The sequence below is a fragment of the Streptomyces noursei genome (genome assembly GCF_016917755.1).
Classification (GTDB): domain Bacteria; phylum Actinomycetota; class Actinomycetes; order Streptomycetales; family Streptomycetaceae; genus Streptomyces; species Streptomyces yunnanensis.
In genome coordinates this window covers 639,643-656,470 of the sequence record NZ_CP070326.1, presented here as the reverse complement: position 1 = coordinate 656,470, position 16,828 = coordinate 639,643, and the positions used below count along the sequence as shown (strand labels likewise).

At 70.5% G+C, this 16,828-nt stretch carries 16 protein-coding genes and 1 pseudogene; 9 read left to right on the top strand and 8 right to left on the bottom strand.

From position 1 onward, the window contains the following. The first annotated feature begins 316 nt into the window (after positions 1-316). Genes JNO44_RS02755 through JNO44_RS02745 form a run of 3 tightly spaced genes read left to right on the top strand, consistent with a single transcriptional unit; the run spans position 317 to position 2,714 of the window. A complete protein-coding gene (locus JNO44_RS02755; RefSeq protein WP_205361013.1) occupies positions 317-763 on the top strand; it encodes a hypothetical protein in 447 nt (148 codons plus the stop codon). Between the two features lie 6 nt (positions 764-769). Continuing rightward, positions 770-1,690: a hypothetical protein gene (locus tag JNO44_RS02750; protein WP_205361011.1), complete on the top strand. Its 921-nt coding sequence runs from the start codon at positions 770-772 to the stop codon at positions 1,688-1,690. 25 nt (positions 1,691-1,715) lie between these two features. Continuing rightward, positions 1,716-2,714 (top strand): hypothetical protein, encoded by a 999-nt coding sequence (locus JNO44_RS02745; RefSeq protein WP_205361009.1) that lies wholly within the window; start codon positions 1,716-1,718, stop codon positions 2,712-2,714. A gap of 133 nt (positions 2,715-2,847) precedes the next feature. Here the strand turns inward: JNO44_RS02745 and JNO44_RS02740 are convergent, their stop codons facing one another. Then, complete coding sequence (locus tag JNO44_RS02740) at positions 2,848-3,495, bottom strand: TetR/AcrR family transcriptional regulator (RefSeq protein WP_205361007.1); 648 nt, start codon at positions 3,493-3,495, stop codon at positions 2,848-2,850. A gap of 142 nt (positions 3,496-3,637) precedes the next feature. Here JNO44_RS02740 and JNO44_RS02735 point away from each other — a divergent pair, with 142 nt between their 5' ends. Genes JNO44_RS02735 through mhpA form a run of 4 tightly spaced genes read left to right on the top strand, consistent with a single transcriptional unit; the run spans position 3,638 to position 9,142 of the window. Beyond that, complete coding sequence (locus JNO44_RS02735; RefSeq protein ID WP_205361005.1) at positions 3,638-4,783, top strand: VOC family protein; 1,146 nt, start codon at positions 3,638-3,640, stop codon at positions 4,781-4,783. Beyond that, the gene (locus JNO44_RS02730; RefSeq protein WP_205361003.1) at positions 4,780-5,721 is read left to right on the top strand and encodes a fumarylacetoacetate hydrolase family protein; all 942 of its coding nucleotides are present in this window, start codon (positions 4,780-4,782) and stop codon (positions 5,719-5,721) included. Before JNO44_RS02735 ends, JNO44_RS02730 begins: the two co-directional genes overlap by 4 nt. Then, on the top strand, positions 5,718-7,613 hold the full coding sequence (locus JNO44_RS02725; protein ID WP_205361001.1) for an acyl-CoA synthetase: 1,896 nt from the start codon (positions 5,718-5,720) through the stop codon (positions 7,611-7,613). Before JNO44_RS02730 ends, JNO44_RS02725 begins: the two co-directional genes overlap by 4 nt. Continuing rightward, positions 7,610-9,142, top strand: coding sequence for a bifunctional 3-(3-hydroxy-phenyl)propionate/3-hydroxycinnamic acid hydroxylase MhpA (gene mhpA / locus JNO44_RS02720; protein ID WP_205360999.1), 1,533 nt, complete (start codon positions 7,610-7,612; stop codon positions 9,140-9,142). Before JNO44_RS02725 ends, mhpA begins: the two co-directional genes overlap by 4 nt. 38 nt (positions 9,143-9,180) lie before the next feature. Here mhpA and ltrA read toward each other — a convergent pair whose 3' ends face one another. From ltrA to JNO44_RS02705, 3 genes and pseudogenes are all read right to left on the bottom strand, one after another. After that, complete coding sequence (gene ltrA / locus JNO44_RS02715) at positions 9,181-10,563, bottom strand: group II intron reverse transcriptase/maturase (RefSeq protein WP_205360997.1); 1,383 nt, start codon at positions 10,561-10,563, stop codon at positions 9,181-9,183. A 564-nt stretch (positions 10,564-11,127) separates the two neighbouring features. Continuing rightward, positions 11,128-11,448, bottom strand: coding sequence for a transposase (locus JNO44_RS02710; protein WP_205360995.1), 321 nt, complete (start codon positions 11,446-11,448; stop codon positions 11,128-11,130). A 1,015-nt stretch (positions 11,449-12,463) separates the two neighbouring features. Beyond that, a pseudogene (locus tag JNO44_RS02705) lies at positions 12,464-12,577 on the bottom strand (3-hydroxyacyl-CoA dehydrogenase family protein); the annotation flags it as partial. A 567-nt stretch (positions 12,578-13,144) separates the two neighbouring features. On the opposite strand from JNO44_RS02705, the gene JNO44_RS02700 reads away from it, so the two are divergent. Continuing rightward, a complete protein-coding gene (locus tag JNO44_RS02700) occupies positions 13,145-13,477 on the top strand; it encodes an SHOCT domain-containing protein (protein WP_205360989.1) in 333 nt (110 codons plus the stop codon). A 108-nt stretch (positions 13,478-13,585) separates the two neighbouring features. Here JNO44_RS02700 and JNO44_RS02695 read toward each other — a convergent pair whose 3' ends face one another. From JNO44_RS02695 to JNO44_RS02680, 4 genes are all read right to left on the bottom strand, one after another. Continuing rightward, positions 13,586-14,122, bottom strand: a complete 537-nt coding sequence (locus JNO44_RS02695; RefSeq protein WP_235092109.1) for a hypothetical protein — start codon at positions 14,120-14,122, stop codon at positions 13,586-13,588. Between the two features lie 97 nt (positions 14,123-14,219). Continuing rightward, positions 14,220-14,819: a SixA phosphatase family protein gene (locus JNO44_RS02690; RefSeq protein WP_205360986.1), complete on the bottom strand. Its 600-nt coding sequence runs from the start codon at positions 14,817-14,819 to the stop codon at positions 14,220-14,222. A 137-nt stretch (positions 14,820-14,956) separates the two neighbouring features. Beyond that, positions 14,957-15,154, bottom strand: a complete 198-nt coding sequence (locus JNO44_RS02685; protein WP_039639173.1) for a DUF6126 family protein — start codon at positions 15,152-15,154, stop codon at positions 14,957-14,959. A gap of 135 nt (positions 15,155-15,289) precedes the next feature. Beyond that, a complete protein-coding gene (locus JNO44_RS02680; protein ID WP_205360985.1) occupies positions 15,290-16,027 on the bottom strand; it encodes a Type 1 glutamine amidotransferase-like domain-containing protein in 738 nt (245 codons plus the stop codon). Positions 16,028-16,259: 232 nt separating this feature from the next. On the opposite strand from JNO44_RS02680, the gene JNO44_RS02675 reads away from it, so the two are divergent. Further along, entirely contained in the window at positions 16,260-16,763 is a 504-nt protein-coding gene (locus JNO44_RS02675; RefSeq protein ID WP_205360984.1) for a ribonuclease FAU-1 family protein, read from the top strand. Positions 16,764-16,828: the final 65 nt, after the last annotated feature.

Here is a 16,828-nt window from a genome sequence, read left to right as displayed (position 1 = left end):
GCACGGCCCTCCGATCGCTGATCCGGTGGGTTGGCCAATCGGTCGAGCGCTGCCGCGCCGGCGGCACTGTGCTGAGCCGCGATGCGACGACGGCCTGCTGCTGGGCTCGGACTGGAACTGCCCGCGGTGCAGGGGGACCGGCGACTCGATCGTCGTGCGCAGCGCCGCGCGGTCGCGGCCGCCATCGACGCTGCGATGCCCGGAGCCTCGGAAGCCGAGCAGCCTTGGCGGCGGAGCGGGAGGCGCTCACCGCACGCAGTGCCAAGTTGAGTCGCTCGCGTGTTCAACTTGCCTATGTCATGGGAACATTGACCGCATGAGTGGCCATAGCGCAAGGTCTTGGCGGTCGGTGGTGTGGCGGGTGGCGATCCCGGTCCTGGTCTTCGCGGGCAGTACGACGGTGATGATGACGCTCCGGTTCTCCTGGACCCCGCGAGCCGACGGTGACCGTTGGGCCGTGGCGATGGCCGTTGCCGCGTTCCTCAGCGGCTTGGCCGTCAGCGCCTTCGAGTGGATCCGCAGCAGCGGCAGCACGCCCGGGACCGGCCCGGGCTCGGCCGACAGACAGGAGGTCACCGCGGGCCGGGACAGCGAGAACATCGTGGCCCGCGGGGACATCGGCGTCGCCGGGACGGGCGCGCCAGGACCTGCCGGGCGACGTGGGCCGGCGGCACCGCTCGATCAGCGCGTGAAGTCGGGCCGCCGCAGCCGGAACATCGTGGCCGGCGGAAACGTCGCGCTCCCGCCGGAGGAGAGGGAGTAACAGCCGGTGGGTGACGGGGACCGCCGAGAGGTGCGTCAGCAGGTCCGCTCCGGCAGGGGGAGTGTCAACACCCTGGCTGCGGGGGACGTGGGCGACGTACATGTGACCAACAACTACTACAGGGCGAAATGGGCCGGTGTGATTGCGCTGGCCGTGGCCGTCGTCTTCGGCGTGGTCTACCACTTCGCCGGCGACCCGGATGTCAGGGACGCGTTTGCCAGCGGCCCGTCGCTGCATGTCACGGTCCAGACCAGAGACAGCGTCGTGAACCACAATGGGGCGTGGCTCTTCCCGGGAAGGCTGCTGAGCCCCGGACAGACGCTCCACACCGACCAGGTGGCCGCAGTCATGTCGAAGCGGTCCGACAAGGTGGACACCTACGAGACGACCACGCTGGTGACTGTTGAGGGCAACCGCAGCCACACCGTCGACATCACGGGCATCCACATCAAGGTCCGCACCAAGGCCACCCCGGCTCCGGGCGGGACCCTGCTTGTCTATCCGTCCCAGGGCGAGGACACCAACATCAAGATCGGGTTCAATCTCGACGAACCGGTCCCCGTCCCCCGGAACGCTGACCCCGAAGGAAAGGCGTTCGGCGGACACTACTTCGACGGCCACTCGGTCTCCGTCAAGGCGGGGGAGATCGTGAACTTCGGCTTCACCTTCCAGACCGTCAAATGGGATGTCACCTACGACCTCGTGCTCGACGAGGTCATCGACGGCGAGCACACCACACAGACAGTGACCAACGGATCCCGGCCGTTCCACACCAGGGGATTCGCCTCGGCCTACGACCAGGCGGTCGGCCCATACAGTCGGGACGGCTCCTTCGCCGTCACCGACCGCGCGAAGGCGATGGAAGCGATGTGCGGCACGCCCTGCACGGTCCGGCTTACCCAGGGCGCCGCGGCCACGGCGAAGTAGGTGGGAGCAGGTGAAGCCGACCAGGATGAGCACGAACCGCAGGATGACGCTGGTGCTGATCGTCGCCGTGATCGTGGCCGGGTTCGCCGGGTACCTGGCCAGACAGTGGGATGCCGGGGCTCCGCACTCCGCCACCCCGCACGCCGGCGCGACCACCCACACCCCGGCGAGGTCCACCCCCGCACCGAGCCCCAGCCCGACCGCCGACAAGCCGTCCGCCTGGTGCGCCGCCGTACCGAACGTGGTCACCGTCCCGCCGCCGAAGGTCGAGCTCCTGTTCTCCACCGCCACCTGGCGCAGCTGCACCACCAAGGTCACGCGCAGTGGAGCCGGAAAGGGAGGCGTCCAGTACAAGGTCGACGTGACCTTGCCGGTCTTCTGGTCGGCGAACCCGGCCGTCGACGCGCTCAACTCGGAGATCAGGAGCCGGATCGACGGCGACGTCAAGGGTTTCCTCGCCGCCGTCGACGAGACCACGTCCGACGTGGCTCAGGGTGCGGCCTTCACCTTCTCCGAGCAGCCCAGGATCAATCAGGTCGGCCGACTGGCCGTGATCCAGTTCACCGGCCAGGAATATGTCGGTGGATCCCACGGTGGGGTGATCGACGACTGGATCAACATCGACACGGGCACCTGGACGATCCTGGACAAGGACCAGATCCTTCTTCCCGCCGCCCGGCAAACCGCGGGTGCCACCAGGCTGGCCAGGTTGATCGCCCCAAAAATCATGGGTATGAACGGCGGCTCCTGCACCACGGACGCGGAAACCCTCCTCGCCGGCGGCCAGACGCCCGAGGGAACAGTCACGCCCAGCAGCTATCAGAAGAACATGAAGATGGGCCTGCAGTTCGGCGGCCAACTCGTCGTCGACTTTCCCCCCTACTACCTCTTCGCCTACGGCTGCGGCATCGGCTCCGCCACGCTCGATCTCGGCGATCTCAGCGGCCTGATCAACCCGGATATGGCCGCCCTGGCCAAGGCGACCGTCGCACCCGAGGTGGCCCCTTCACCCTTCAGCCGCTGAACCGAGGGCGCTACGAGCCATCCATCAGTGCCGGTCGCCGGTGTGTCCTGTGTGGCCGGAAGTGCGGCAGGCCCCCGCGCCGGGCATCGGCGCGGGGGCCTGGGCGGGCATGCGACGGCGGGGCCCGCCGAGGTCAGGGCAGGTCGGGCAGGGAACGGGTGGAGATCTCGTGGGCCTCGTCCGCCGGGAGTCCGAGCATGCGCAGGATCATCTCGGCCATCTGCTGACCGGCCTCCGCGTCGAGATCGCGCGCCGAGTTGAGCTGGATCAGGCCGATCAGCGCGCCGCCGACCGCGGACAGGGCCACGAGCGGGTCTTCGAAGGTGAAGCGGCCGGATGCCTTGCCGACCTCCAGGTCGCGCAGGGCGCGCGGCCCGAGCCCGGTGGCGGCGTTGATGTGGGGCAAGCCGCGCAGCCGCAGGATCTGGGTGATCTCGGGATGCGAGGCGGCCAGCCGAAGCGTGAGGCGGATGCTGGCGGCGAAGACAGCGGCGGGGTCGTCGATGCCCTCGGTGGCACCGTCGAGCAGCTGGCCGTACTCCTCCAAGGCGTCGCCGACCGCGGCGTCGAAGAGGTCGTTCTTGGTCTCGAAGTGGTTGTAGAACGTGCCGAAGCCCACGTCGGCGCGGTCGGCGATCTCCTGGATGCTGGCCGAGGTCTCGCCGGTCTCGGCCAGGATCTGCCGCGCGGCGCCGATCAGCGCCTGGCGGGTGCGTGCCCGGCGGCGTTCGAAGCGGTTCGCACTCGCCGGGCCGACGGTGGTGTCGGGCTGGTTCTGCATCTCGCCAGTCTAGGCGCATTCAGATCTGATGATTCCATCACTCCGGCGCTTGACGATCGGGTCCCTCAAGTCTGATGCTTCTATCAGTTCAGAGTTTCTCATCAGAAGCGTGTCCGTTCGAGCCACCACTAACGGAGCCCCTATGTCGGACGACCGAGCCCGCCCGCCCGGACCCACCACCGCACACCAGGACCTGCACAGCGAGCACGGGCCGCTGCGCGGGGAACATCCCGGCCGCGCCCGGCAGCCCGTGATCAAAGTGGCGGACCTGGCCTGGCTGGAGTTCGAGAAACCCGATCTGGCCCGCGCCGAGGTGTTCGCCCGCGACTTCGGCTTCGCCGTCGCCGCGCGCACCGGCCGGGCGCTGTACCTGCGCGGCACCCTGCCCGGCTCGGCGTGCGTGGTAGTGCGCCACGGCCGTGCCTCACGGTTCCTCGGCCCGGCATTCCGTGCCGCCGAGCGCGCAGACCTCGACCGCCTGGCCCGCGCCACCAGCCATCCGGTCCGCGACTTCCGGGAGTTCGGCGGCGGGCAGGTCGTGGACCTGACCGACCCGTCCGGCTTCCCGGTCCGCGTCGTCCGCGGCACCGAGCAGCTCCCGGCCATGCCCGAACAGCCCCCGCTCCCCCTCAACTTCGGCGGCCGCCGGGCCCGGACCAACGCCACCCAGCGCCCGCCCCGCGCACCCGCCCGCATCCAGCGGCTCGGCCACGTGGTCCTGGAGACGCCGAGGTTCACTCAGGCCCTGGACTGGTACCTGGACACCCTCGGCCTGATCGTCAGCGACTTCCTGTTCCTGGACGGCCAGCGCGACCGCGGACCCACCATGGCGTTCATCCGCTGCGACCAGGGCAGCACCCCGGTCGACCACCACACCCTCGCGATGCACCTGGGCCCGCGCACGGGCTACGTCCACTCCGCCTACCAGGTCACCGACCTCGACGCGATCGCCGCCGGAGGGCAGTACCTCGCCGAGCGCGGCTACAAGCGCAGCTGGGGCATCGGCCGGCACATCCAGGGAAGCCAGCTCTTCGACTACTGGCGCGACCCGGACAAGCTGATGGTCGAGCACTTCGCCGACGGCGACCTCTTCGACTGCGACCTGGAACCCGGCTGGGCCCCGATGTCCGCGAGCGGCCTGGCCCAGTGGGGCCCGCCCGCCACCCGCGACTTCCTCGGAGCCAACCCCACCCCCGCCCTCATCCGCGAGGTCGTGCGCGCACTGCGCGCCGACAACGAGATCGACCCCGGCCGCCTGCTGGGCCTGATGAAAGCGATGAACCGATGAGCGTCAACGTCCTGCGCACCGCCGACGGCTGGTACGCCGTCCGCGATCAGCGCGCCGTCCACGTCCGGACCGCGGCCGTCACCACCGCCGAACTGCTGGCCGACCGGGACGCCGTCACCGCCGCCGTGCACAGCACCGACGCCGGCGTTCCGGTCGCCGACCTCGTGGTGCTCTCACCGGTCACCCCAGGGTGCCGGGTCGTGGCCCAGATGGCGAACTTCGCCTCGCACGCGGCCGATGCGGGCCTTGCTCCGAAGAGCGTCCCGCTCGCGTTCTTCCGCAAGGCATCCGGATCGATCAGCGGCCCGTACGAGGGCATCGTCAAGCCCGCCCACGTCCGGCTGCTCGACTACGAAGTGGAGATCGGCCTCGTCATCGGCGCACCGCTCCCGGTCGGCACCCGGGTCTCCGCCGCGAACCTCGCCGACCACATCGCCGCCCTCGTGGTCACCAACGACGTCTCCGCCCGGGACCTGCAACTGCCCAAGACCCAGTTCTACGAGGCCAAGTCCTACCCCACGTTCACCCCCACCGGGCCGGCGCTGGTGCTGCTGGAGAAAGGCGACCTCGACCGGTTCGCCGAGCTGCGGCTACGCCTGTGGGTCAACGGCGAACTGCGGCAGGACATGCCCGCCTCCGACATGATCCACCGGCCTCTCAAGGCCCTCCAGGCGCTCACCGGCTTCCAACGGCTGGACCCCGGCGACCTGCTGCTCACCGGCACCCCCGTCGGCACCGCGCTCAGCGCGCCGCCCAAGCCGGTCGAGATCCTGGGCTCGCTGCTGCCGGCCGCGACTAAGTGGCGACTCTTCTTCAAAGCCCAGGCCAAGAACCCCAAGTACCTGCGGGACGGCGACCTGGTGGAGGCCGCCGTCGCCACCGACGACGGCAAGCTCGACCTGGGCCGCCAGCGCACGACGGTGAGGTACGCGCGGTGACCGAGGACCTGCTGTGGCCCCGCTACCGCGGCCCCGACGACCTGCCCTCGATCGAGGCGATCCCGCTGGAGACGCGAAGTCTGCCCGGCTCGACGTACGACCTGCTCGTGCGCGCGGCGAGCACCTGGCCGGACCGCACCGCCCTGACGGTGCTGCCCAACGCTGCCCGGTGGCGCGGGCCGGCGCGGTTGACGTTCGCCGGCCTGCTGGAGCGGGTGCACCGCTACGCGAACCTGCTGCACCGTCTCGGGGTGCGGCGCGGCGACGCCGTAGCCCTGATGGCGCCCAACTGCGCGGAACTCATACCGGCCACTCTGGCCGCCCAGCTCGCCGGGATCGCCGCGCCGCTCAACGGCGCACTCGCCCCGGCCCACCTGGGCGAGCTGCTGCGGCGCTCCGGCGCTCGGGTCCTCATCGCCGCAGGACCGGAGCTGGCCCCGGAGGTGTGGGCGAAGGTCCCCGAGCTGACCGGCGCGCTGGACGCGATCCTGGTGCTCCGCCCCACGGGGGCGCAGGCCCCTTCGGTGCCGCTGCCGGGACTCGCCGGAGTGCTGGTCGGCGAACTGGCGGAGCTGTCCCGGGACCACGACGCGTCCGGCTTCGAGGGCGAGGCGCCCGCAGCAGGTGACCTGGCGGCGTTCTTCCACACCGGGGGCACGACGGGGACCCCGAAGCTCGCGGCCCACACCCACGCGGGCGAGGTCGCCAACGCCTGGATGATCGCCGCCAACTCGATGCTCGACGGCGACGCCGCCATCTTCGCCGCCCTTCCCCTGTTCCACGTCAACGCCCTGGTCGTCACGCTGCTGGCGCCGCTGTTCAAGGGCCAGCAGGTGGTGTGGGCAGGCCCACTCGGCTATCGCGAACCGGCCCTGTACGCCGAGTTCTGGTCGATCGTCGAGCACTACGGCATCACCGCCATGAGCGCGGTACCGACCGTCTACCAGGTGCTCGCCCAATGCCCCGTCGGCGCGGCGGACATCAGCAGCCTGCGGCACGCCATGGTCGGCGCGTCGCCGCTGCCCGACGCCGTCCGCACCGCGTTCGAGGCCCACACCAAGGTGACGCTGATCGAGGGCTACGGCCTGACCGAGGCCACCTGCGCCAGCGCCCGCGGCTTCCCCGACGCGCCGCGCCCCGGCGCTGTCGGGCAGCGCATGCCCTACCAGCACGTGAAGGTCGTCCACCCGGACTCGTGGACGGAGCTCCCCGCCGGGCAGACCGGCCTGCTCGCGATCGGCGGCCCAACCGTGTTCGCCGGTTACGTCACCGGCCGCGACGACCGAGGCCGTCCGGTCCTCGACGGCCTTGGCAAGCTCGTGGACGGCTGGCTCGACACCGGCGACCTGGCCCGTCTCGACGCCGACGGGTTCGTCCATCTGGCCGGCCGCGCCAAGGACCTGATCATCCGTGGCGGCCACAACATCGCCCCGGCCGTCATCGAGGACGCGCTGCTCGCCCACCCGCACGTCACCGGCGCCGGCGCGGTCGGACGCCCAGACCCGCACGCGGGCGAGCTCCCGGTGGCGTACGTGACCCTCGCGCCGGAAGCGGACGTGAGCGAGGACGAGCTCCGCCAGTGGGCCGCCGAACACGTCCCGGAAGCCGCGGCCGCGCCGAAGACCGTCACCGTCCGCACCGCGCTGCCGGTCACCGATGTCGGCAAGCCCTACAAACTCGCCCTGCGAGCCGACGCCACCCGACTCGCCGTCGTGGAGGCCCTGGCCGCCCACGGCCACGATACCCACGTCGACGCGGCGATCGAGGACGGCTCCGTCCTCGTGTCCGTCACCCCCGGCACCGGTGACCGCGAGGCCATCAGCGCGGTCCTCGACCAGTACGCCCTGCGCTGGATCTGGTCCCGGCCGACGCCCGGACCGGTGATGTCATGACCGTCCGCGCCGTCCCGGTCGTCGTCATCGGCGCCGGCCCCACCGGGCTGGCCGCGGCGACACTGCTGGGCCAGTACGGCATCGAGACCCTCGTGCTGGACCGCTGGGAATCGGTCTACCCACTGCCGCGGGCGGTCCACCTGGACGACGAGATCTACCGGCTGCTCGCCCGCCTCGGCGTCGCCGAGGAGTTCGCCGCGATCTCCCGCCCCGCCCACGGCCTGCGGCTCCTGGACCGCGACCTGCGGGTGCTGGCCGAGTTCCGGCGCGGCGCCGACCTGGGCCGCCACGGCCACCCCGAGGCCAACATGTTCGACCAGCCCCAACTGGAGGAGCTGCTGCGCGCCAACCTCGAACGGCACCCGACCGTCACCCTGCGCGGCAACGTGGAGATCACCGCGATCGAGCAGTCCGACGGAGGGCCAGTACGAGTCCGACTCACCGACCGGAGCACCGGCGAAGCCGGCACCGTGACCGCCGGGTACGTGCTCGGCTGCGACGGCGCGAACAGCCTGACCCGCGCGACGATCGGCTCCACCATGCACGACCTGGCCTTCACACAACGCTGGCTGGTCGTCGACCTCGCCACCGACGCCGACCTGGCCCAGTGGGAGGGCGTGCACCAGGTCTGCGACCCGGCGCGTGCCGCCACCTACATGCGCATCGGCGAGCGCCGCCACCGCTGGGAGTTCCAGCTCCTCTCCTGTGAACACGCCGACGACTACCGCGACATGACCCGCCTGCACCCCCTCATCCGACCCTGGACCGGCGACCTCCCCGCGGAGCAACTGGAGATCGTGCGCACGGCCGAGTACACCTTCCGCGCCCAGATCGCCGACCACTGGCGCAAGCAGCGTCTCTTCCTGCTCGGCGACGCAGCCCACCTCACGCCGCCCTTCATCGGCCAGGGCATGGGCGCGGGCCTGCGCGACGCCGCCAACCTCACCTGGAAGCTCGCCGCCGTCCTCGACGGCCGCCTCCCCGAACACGTGCTGGACAGCTACGAGGCCGAACGCAAGCCCCACGCCCGCTCGATGATCACCCTCGCCAAACTGGTCGGCACCGCCATGACCGCGGGCGGGGATACCGGCAGTGCGCTTCGCCGTCTGCTCGCACCCCACCTGCACCGGCTTCCCGGCCTGAGCAATCGCATTCTCGACAGCTGCACCCCGGCCCTGCGCCGCTCAGCCCTGGTCGACCGCGGACGGCTCGGGCTCGGCCTCGCGGGACGTCTGTGCCCCAACGCCCCGTTGCCGGACGGCCGACGCTTCGACGACCTGGCCGCGGGCCGCTACGCGCTGGTCACCTCCGCAGCCGTCACGCCCGCACTGCGCTCCAAGGTCCACGACCGCGGCGGTGTCCTGGTCACCGCCCCGCCCGGCACCGCCCTGCACCGCTGGCTCCGCCGGGGCCACACCGCAGCGGCACTGGTCCGCCCCGACGGCACCGTCCAACGCACCGCACCTGACCCGAAGGCCCTGTGCGGGCTCCTGCCCGCACCGAGCTCCTGCGGGCGTTTCCGAGGGTGATTCTGTGTCAGTGCGAGGCGAGTTGACGGACGCGGCGGCTACACCACTCCAGCGGACGTGACCAACAGCTCCCTGTTCTCACTGGCGGGCCACCATCCACCGCCGCAGTAACGGTTGCGGATTTCCTTCCAGGTGGACCGGCGGTGTTTGCGCCGCATCCATCGCCATACCGTCTGCCACACGTAGTGGCTCAAGTAGGCGAAGGTCACAGAGGACACCCCGGGCCGGAAGTAGGCACACCAGCCCCGCAACGCCATATTCAGTCGACGCAGCAGGTCGTCCAACGGTTGATTCACTTCGACCTCTCGGCACAGCGTCTTCACTTTCCGCTTCACGGCCTGGACGGCCTTCTTTGCGGGGTATGTATAGACGTAGTGCTGGCTGGTTCCTCTCTTGCGGTGGCGCTGGAGGTGCCACCCGAGAAAATCCAGCCCTTCCTCGATATGGGTGATCAGGGTCTTCTCCGGTGATAGGCGCAACCCCATCGTGGACAAGACCTCTGCGATCTCCTCGCGCAGAACTTCGGCATCCGCTTGGGAACCGAATACCATCAGGCACCAGTCGTCCGCGTATCGCACAAGGTGATAGGTGGGCAGACCGTGACGGTGTCGTCTGGCTCGTTCCAGCTTCCCAGCTCCGGGGCCTCCTGGCGCCTGGGCGATGTACTCGTCCAGGACGGAAAGCGCCACGTTGCTGAGCAAAGGCGAGAGGATCGACCCCTGTGGGGTTCCGGCAGTGGTCTCCCGCAGCAGACGGTCCTCACCGAGGATGCCCGCCTTGAGGAATGCCTTCACCAGGTCCAGTACGCGCTTGTCTCCAACTCGACGCCGCACTCGGTCCATCAGGGCCGAATGTGAAATCTCGTCGAAACAGGCCGTGATGTCACCCTCAACGATCCACTCATAATTGCGTGGTCGCGAGGCGAGGTAGCGCACCTCGGCTACCGCGTCATGGGCCCGGCGATTCGGACGGAACCCGTAGGAGCACGGGAGGAAATCCGCCTCGAAAATCGGCTCCAACACCAGCTTCAATGATGCCTGGGCCACCCGGTCGGCGATGGTCGCGATCCCCAGGCGGCGAAGTCTCCCACCTGCCTTCGGGATCATGCGCTCCCGAACCGGAAGCGGGCGGAAACTACGGTCCTTCAACTGCGACCGCAGAGCGTCGAGAAAATCCCCGACCCCCTGCCCGGCCTCGACCGAACGAGCCGTTCGCCCGTCCACGCCAGCCGTGCGGGCACCCTTGTTACCCCGCACTCGATCCCATGCCACTAGAAGAAAGCCGGGATCGGCAACGAGGTTATAGAGGTCGTCGAACCTGCGATGAGGATCACCACGAGCCCAACGGTGCAGCTTGGTCTGGATATTCAGTACCCGTCGCTCCGCCATATATACGGCGTGCTCCAGTTCGTCGGTATTCACCAGCGAAAACCTCCCGATATTCCAGCAGCCTCGACTGCTGACTTGCTGGCCCCCTTGGCCCTGCAGCCGTCTCTCACGGCCTCCACGGCGGGTCGTCACGCCCGCGACTACTACGGGGCCTCCGCCCCATCCCACGGTCCTCAGCCGGCAACGGACCTGCCCGCCCCCGAAATGGCTATCCGGCAGGAGGGCGACCGCGGATGGTTCCCACGTTCACCATGTGATCGATCGGTCAGGGAGGTGCCCAGCTCTACCCCGGCAGCATCGCCACGTCTACGCCGCAGACCTTCGACGTGGCCTCCCCACCGACGGAACTAAACGGCTTCGGAGTTGAGGACCGGCCCGAAAGGCCCAGCCCTCACGCACTGCGCACCGGCCCATATCCACCAGATTTGACCCGGCTTCGCTGTTACGGGGCGTCAACCACTGGTTCGCTCTCGCTACACCTTCTGACCTCGCCGAACGGGCCCGCACCGTCTGGCAGTTCCGGCACGTCCCGCTGTTGTCGGGGCCGCTTGCCACCCTCCCCGGCGTTCCCCGGATCGGGCTGCCCCCAGGCTTCGATCAGGCCGCTGCGACGGCCCGACGGGTGTGGTCTTTCACCACCTCTCGATCAACATCGCGCCTCGTGGCGCACAGCTCCCGCACGAAGAAAGCCGGCGCCGCCTTCAGGATCTCGTTCGCCCGCCGGAGTTCCCGGTTCTCCCGTTTGAGTTCGACGATCCGCTGGGCGTCTGTGGTACTCGTTCCAGGCCGCTTGCTGTCATCGACCTCGGCCTGGCGCGCCCAGTTGCGCACCGCTTCGCGATTGATCCCGAACTGGTCGGCGACCCTCGCGATCGAGCCGGTGCTGGTTCCGGTCTGCTCTCGTATTTCGAACACCATCCGCACCGCCCACTCACGGAGCTCGTCCGGCTACTTCGTCATCGCTGGCATAGGGTCCCAATCCTCCAGGATTCGAATCCTCCAACGAAGCCGGGGCGGTTCACTTGAGAGGACCTCCCCCAGGTTGTGCCCTTTACTGACCGGTTCCCGGTCGGCTGGGCCGATGCCCCCGCCGGGAAGGCGGCAATGAGCAGAGCTGACGTGAGTATCGCAGCGGTGGGCAGCGTGATCGCTGCCCGCTTGCCTCTTCTGGTGCAGGCCGTCAAGGATCCCCCCCATATTTGATCAGCCATTGGCATGATCATGGCGCTTTCCTGAGGGATGGGAAGCAACGAGGGAATCGGCCCCTCCGGGCGACAAGTCAGCCAGCGTCCGCACAGAAGTCTTCAGCTCCGCTCGCGCCGGCGGCATTTGGAGGAACTCCCGGGCGTCACGTCGGGCGAGCCGTCACCGGATAGCCATACTCGTCGGACTTGGTTTCGTCGCGAACTGAGCCAGAGGTTCCCCAGGCGCGTCCGTGAGCCGGCGCGACTCACCAGGCGGAGCCCAACTGCATCGAACGGCGATTCAGTACTCACCGGCAAGCGGTTACGGCGAGGCATCCACGGGGACGTTCAGGCCCCGGGGGTAGCCGGGACGCTCCCACCGGCCATCGCCCGGCCACCGATACAGGGGGCAAAAGCGCTGGTCGGGCCGCTCTGAAACAGCAACTTCCCAGGGATTTTCAGGGACTTTCAGCCCTGTCTCAGGGACTTTCCAGGGACTTTTCGCTGAGTAAGCGGGAAAGGGGCCGACAGCTCTGAAAGACGCAAAGTCCCAGGTCAGGGCCGTTTTTCTACCCATCGATGACGTTCACCGCGTCGTTTCCTCGCGGGGACTTCGTCAGCCGGGCACGACTGCGTGGACGAGGGCCTGGCGAGGGCTGCAAGAGCCACTCGGTCGGCGCGCTGCCGTTGGCGCTGCCCCAGGTGAACTCGCCCTGAAACAGCGCCACTTGGCGGCGTCGGCGCACTCTCTAGTACGAGTAGAAACCCGAACCGCTCTTGCACCCGAGTCGCCCCGCGTCCACCATGCGCTGCAGCAGCGGGGGAGCGGCGTAGAGGGGCTCCTTGTAGTGGACGTACACGGCCAGGTACGGGATCTCCGGCGCGTGCTGGGCGATCAGGGGCATGGTGTCGGGCAGCGCCCCGAAGTGCGCGGTGTCGTGGACGGGCGGATCCGGGAGCTCGCCCCGGAGCACCAGGGCGCCGTGCGCGGTGAACAGCGCCTGGCCGTGCGCCCCGGGGACATCGGCGTCACAGCCGACCGTGCCGCCCACGGCGGTGATCGAGTCCTCGTCGGCGCCCTCGGCCACCAAGGTGTCGCGCAACCGCCGCCAGCGCAGAGCGAGGGCGACATCCGGATCGCCGCCGGTGCCCTCCCGCGAGGTGTCCACATAGACGGACACGAACGGGCCCGGCTGTTTGTAGAGCGGTTCCAGGAAGGTGAGTCGCATCGCCACCACCACGACGGCCTGAGGGGGCGGCACCACGCCGTACCGACCCGAACCGGGGCCCGGCCGGGCGGGGCCGCCGCCGCTCACCTCCAGCATGCGCCTGCCCGGCCACGGCGAGCGAGAATCGACGTGAGGGCACCCGCGCGGATGCCGCCCTCTTCAGGGCCCGTATCCGCCCGGTGCCGGGAAGGAGAGGTCCCCATGTTGTTCTGGTACGGCCACCACGGTGGCGCCGGGTGGGGCTGGCTCGCGGCCACGGTCGGCATGGTCCTGTTCTGGGCACTGGTGATCACGGTCGGCATCCTGCTCTTCCGCGCCCTGGTCCGTCCCGGCCCGTCCGGCGGGGGCGGGCCCGGCCGCTATCCCGGTTGGCACCACGAAGGTCCCCCGCCCGGCGCGTCGCCCACGGCGGAGCAGATCCTCGCCGAGCGCTACGCCCGCGGGGAGATCGAGGACGAGGAGTACCGGCGGCGGCTGGCCGTGCTCCGCTCGTCACCGGGCGGACCGAAGCAACCGGACGCCCCGGGACCGTGACCGCGCGGAGTCCCACCCGCCCCGTACGACACCGACACCGACACCGACACCGACACCGACACCGGCGGCGCGCGGTTCCGCGGTCTCCCCGGCCCCAGGGCTCGCTCCTTAATGCTGTAGCTGCGCCTTGAGGAGCACGATCACCAGGCCGAGGACCAGGTTCACGACGGCCGAGGCCACCACCAGGGCCCGCGAGGCCCCGGCGCGGGTCGCGGCCCTGGTCGCCCAGCCGATCTGCTCGGCCACGGCGACGGCGAGCGCGAACCACGCGGTGCCCTGGAGGCTCAACCGCAGCAGCGGGCTGATCGCCACCGCGACCGCCGGTGCCACCGCCGCCTGCGCGATCGGCCACTCGTGGACCGCCACATGCCGGACCCTGTTCCACGTCAGGTGCCGGTAGGTCGCCAGCTCGCCGACGAGCCGCGCGTAGACGTGCGCGATCCAGAAGACCAGCCCCGTGACGAGCAGCAGGAGCACCAGCCCCACCCGGGGGAACGGCCCGAACGTGGCGGCGCCGGCCACGACGGACGCGGCCTGGAGGGAGCCGTAGACCGCACCGTCGTAGTCGGTGGGTACCGCCGGCGGCTCGTCCGGCCGCCGAAGGGCTTCCCGGCTCTGGTCGTCCGCGCCTGCGCCATCCGCCATGCCCCACAGACTCGCCGCGGACTCCCCGGCCCGCACGGCGGGCTCGTGCGGCATCGGACCATGGGGGTGAAAGGTCGTCCGACGGCGGCCGGACCGCTCAGTGGTCGCCCGGCGCCGGACCACGGGGCACGGCGAAGGCGGTGAGCGCCGCGGCGCCCGGCTCCAGGCGGGCCCATCCGCCGGGCAGCGTCAGCACCGCCACCGCCGAGGTGGGGAACTTCCCACCGGCCCGCTCCAGCGCCTCGCCGTCCCCCTCCTCGCCGGCCAGCGCCAGGACCACGTCCTGCACGGCCGGCTGGTGGCCGATCACCAACGCGGTCCGGCATCGCTCCGGGATCCCGCTCAGCACCTGCAGCACGGCGGACGCGCTCGCCGCGTAGATCCGGGGCTCGAAGACCACGTCCGGGGCCACGGGGGCCACCGGGGCCGCATGGTCCCCTCGGGGCGCCGGTGGCGCATACTCCGGCTGGAGCTCCCCGGCGACCAACTCCCAGGTCTCTCGGGTCCGCCGGGACGTCGAGCAGATCACCAGGTCGGGCACGCAGCGCTGCCGCCGCAACCACCGGCCGGCCGCCGGCGCGTCCCGCCGCCCCCGGCCCGCGAGCGGACGCTCGTGATCGGAAACACCCTCCGGCCAGGCGGACTTCGCGTGCCGCAGCACGATCAGGCGGGTGGACGTGTCATCGGAGGCATTCATGCAACAACTCGCTGGAGTAGGGCCGACACCCGCAGGCTACCCGGCCCGGCGCGGCACTGTCCCGGGCATCCGCAGTGCCGCTCGGCCCGCCGCCCGGCCGCCGCCGTCGCGGTGCCGCACTGCTTCCGCCCGACCCGCTACTTCTGCGCGTGCGACCCGAGATAGAACAGCAGGGCCATGAACCCCAGGAGGAGATGGCTCCCGGCGATGTAGAGGAAGACCCGCACGGACGCGCCGCGTTCCTTCCGGGCCTCCGACATCCCGCCGCCGAAGGAGGGATCGGGCGCGGACGACGCCGCGTCGGTGGGCCGTCCGGTGCTGTGGTCGTCGGTCATGGCGTGCTCGTGCTGTCCGTATCCGGGAGCCCGGCGGCGCGGTCGTGGTCGGTGGGCCGGCGGACCTGCCCGTCCCCGCCCTCCGCCCGCGGCCGTCCCCCAGGCATGAGAGAAGAATGGCGAAACCCCGCAAGTCTAGGACACGGCGGGGAGCAGGCGGGGCTCGATGCGCTCCTCCACCGCCGCGTCGCCGTCGCGCGTGACGAGGTAGGCGCCCTTGCCCGGGACCTCGGTCACGGCCTCGACCAGCTCGGTGCCGCGGTAGACCAGCCCCACACCGTCATCCGTGCAGTGCGCCACCGGCAGGGTGCCGTCCGCCACCAGCCGGTGGGTCAGCGGCCGGCGGCCCCGGTCGACGTCGTAGTGGACGCCGTTGCCGTAGGGCAGGAAACCGAGGGCGTTGGTGACGGGCCGCAGCTCCGGTCCGAACGAGTCGGTCGCACCCCCTTGGAACCAGCACAGGGAACCCGCGCTCACCCCGCTCAGCACGACCCCGGCCTCCCACGCCCGCCGCATGACGCGGTCCAGCCCGTGCACGCGCCACACGGCCAGCAGATTGGCGACCGAGCCGCCCATGACCCAGACGACGTCCTGGTCGAGGACGGCGCCCTCGACGTCGTCGAGATTCGGCATGGGGAACAGGTGCAGCGGCGTCAGGTCGAACCCGGCCACCCGGGCGGCCTCGGTCATCCGGGAGGTGAAGTGCTCGGCGTCCCCGATGGCCGTGCCGACGTACATGACGCGGGGGCGGCGGCCGTGGGCGCCGGAGAGCTCGACGGCGTGGTGCACCAGGGAGTTGAACGTCACCATGGTGCGGCCACCCGTGCGGTGCCCTCCGGAGGTGGCGAGAACGGTCGGCGTCGGGGCGGTCATGATCACGACCCTACTGGTGGGTGCCGCGGCGACGCCACGGTCCCGCCTCAAATCGGTTGCGGGGCACGCCGCTTGCCCCGCTCGTCGCACGGCGGGACGTACCGGGCGCGCAGTGCGGCGGGACGAACGCCGCGGCGCCGCGCCGGGAAAAAGGGTTGGCCCCGTCGCCCCGGTCCGGGAGAAAGTGCCTGCGATCCGTGCGGAGTTCGTGAGTCGGGGAGGCAGGAGAGCTGTGGTGACTGGGGCGGTGCTGCCGGTGGGCGGCGAAGTGCACGTCACGCTGGCGAAAGCGGGGCGGACCAAGGTGCGGTACCCCGCGACCGTCGTGCACGACGACGGTGTGCACGCCGTCGTGCGGGCCCTCTGGGCGCGGCCCACCGCCCGGGACTTCGGCTTCGTCCGGTTCGAGCCGGGCGATGTCTTCACCGAGCACTACTGGCGCGACCGCTGGTACGCGGTCAAGGAGGTCCGGGCCGGCGACGGCACGGTCAAGGGCTGGTACTGCGATGTGACGCGCCCCGCGAAGATCGGCCCGGACGGCATCGCGGTCGAGGACCTGGACCTGGACCTGGACCTGTGGCAGTCGGCGGACGGCGCGACCGTGCTCCGCCTGGACGAGGACGAATTCGCGCAGAGCGGCATCGAGCACCGCGATCCGGCCGCGGCGGCCCGGGCACGGCAATCCCTGGACACCCTAGAAGACCTCGCCCGCGCCGGAAGGTTGGGAACGCTCTGACCCGGCCGGGCCGCCGTCCGGTCCGTCGACTTGCGCAACGGCCGAAGCTGTGCCTGGTGCCTGGT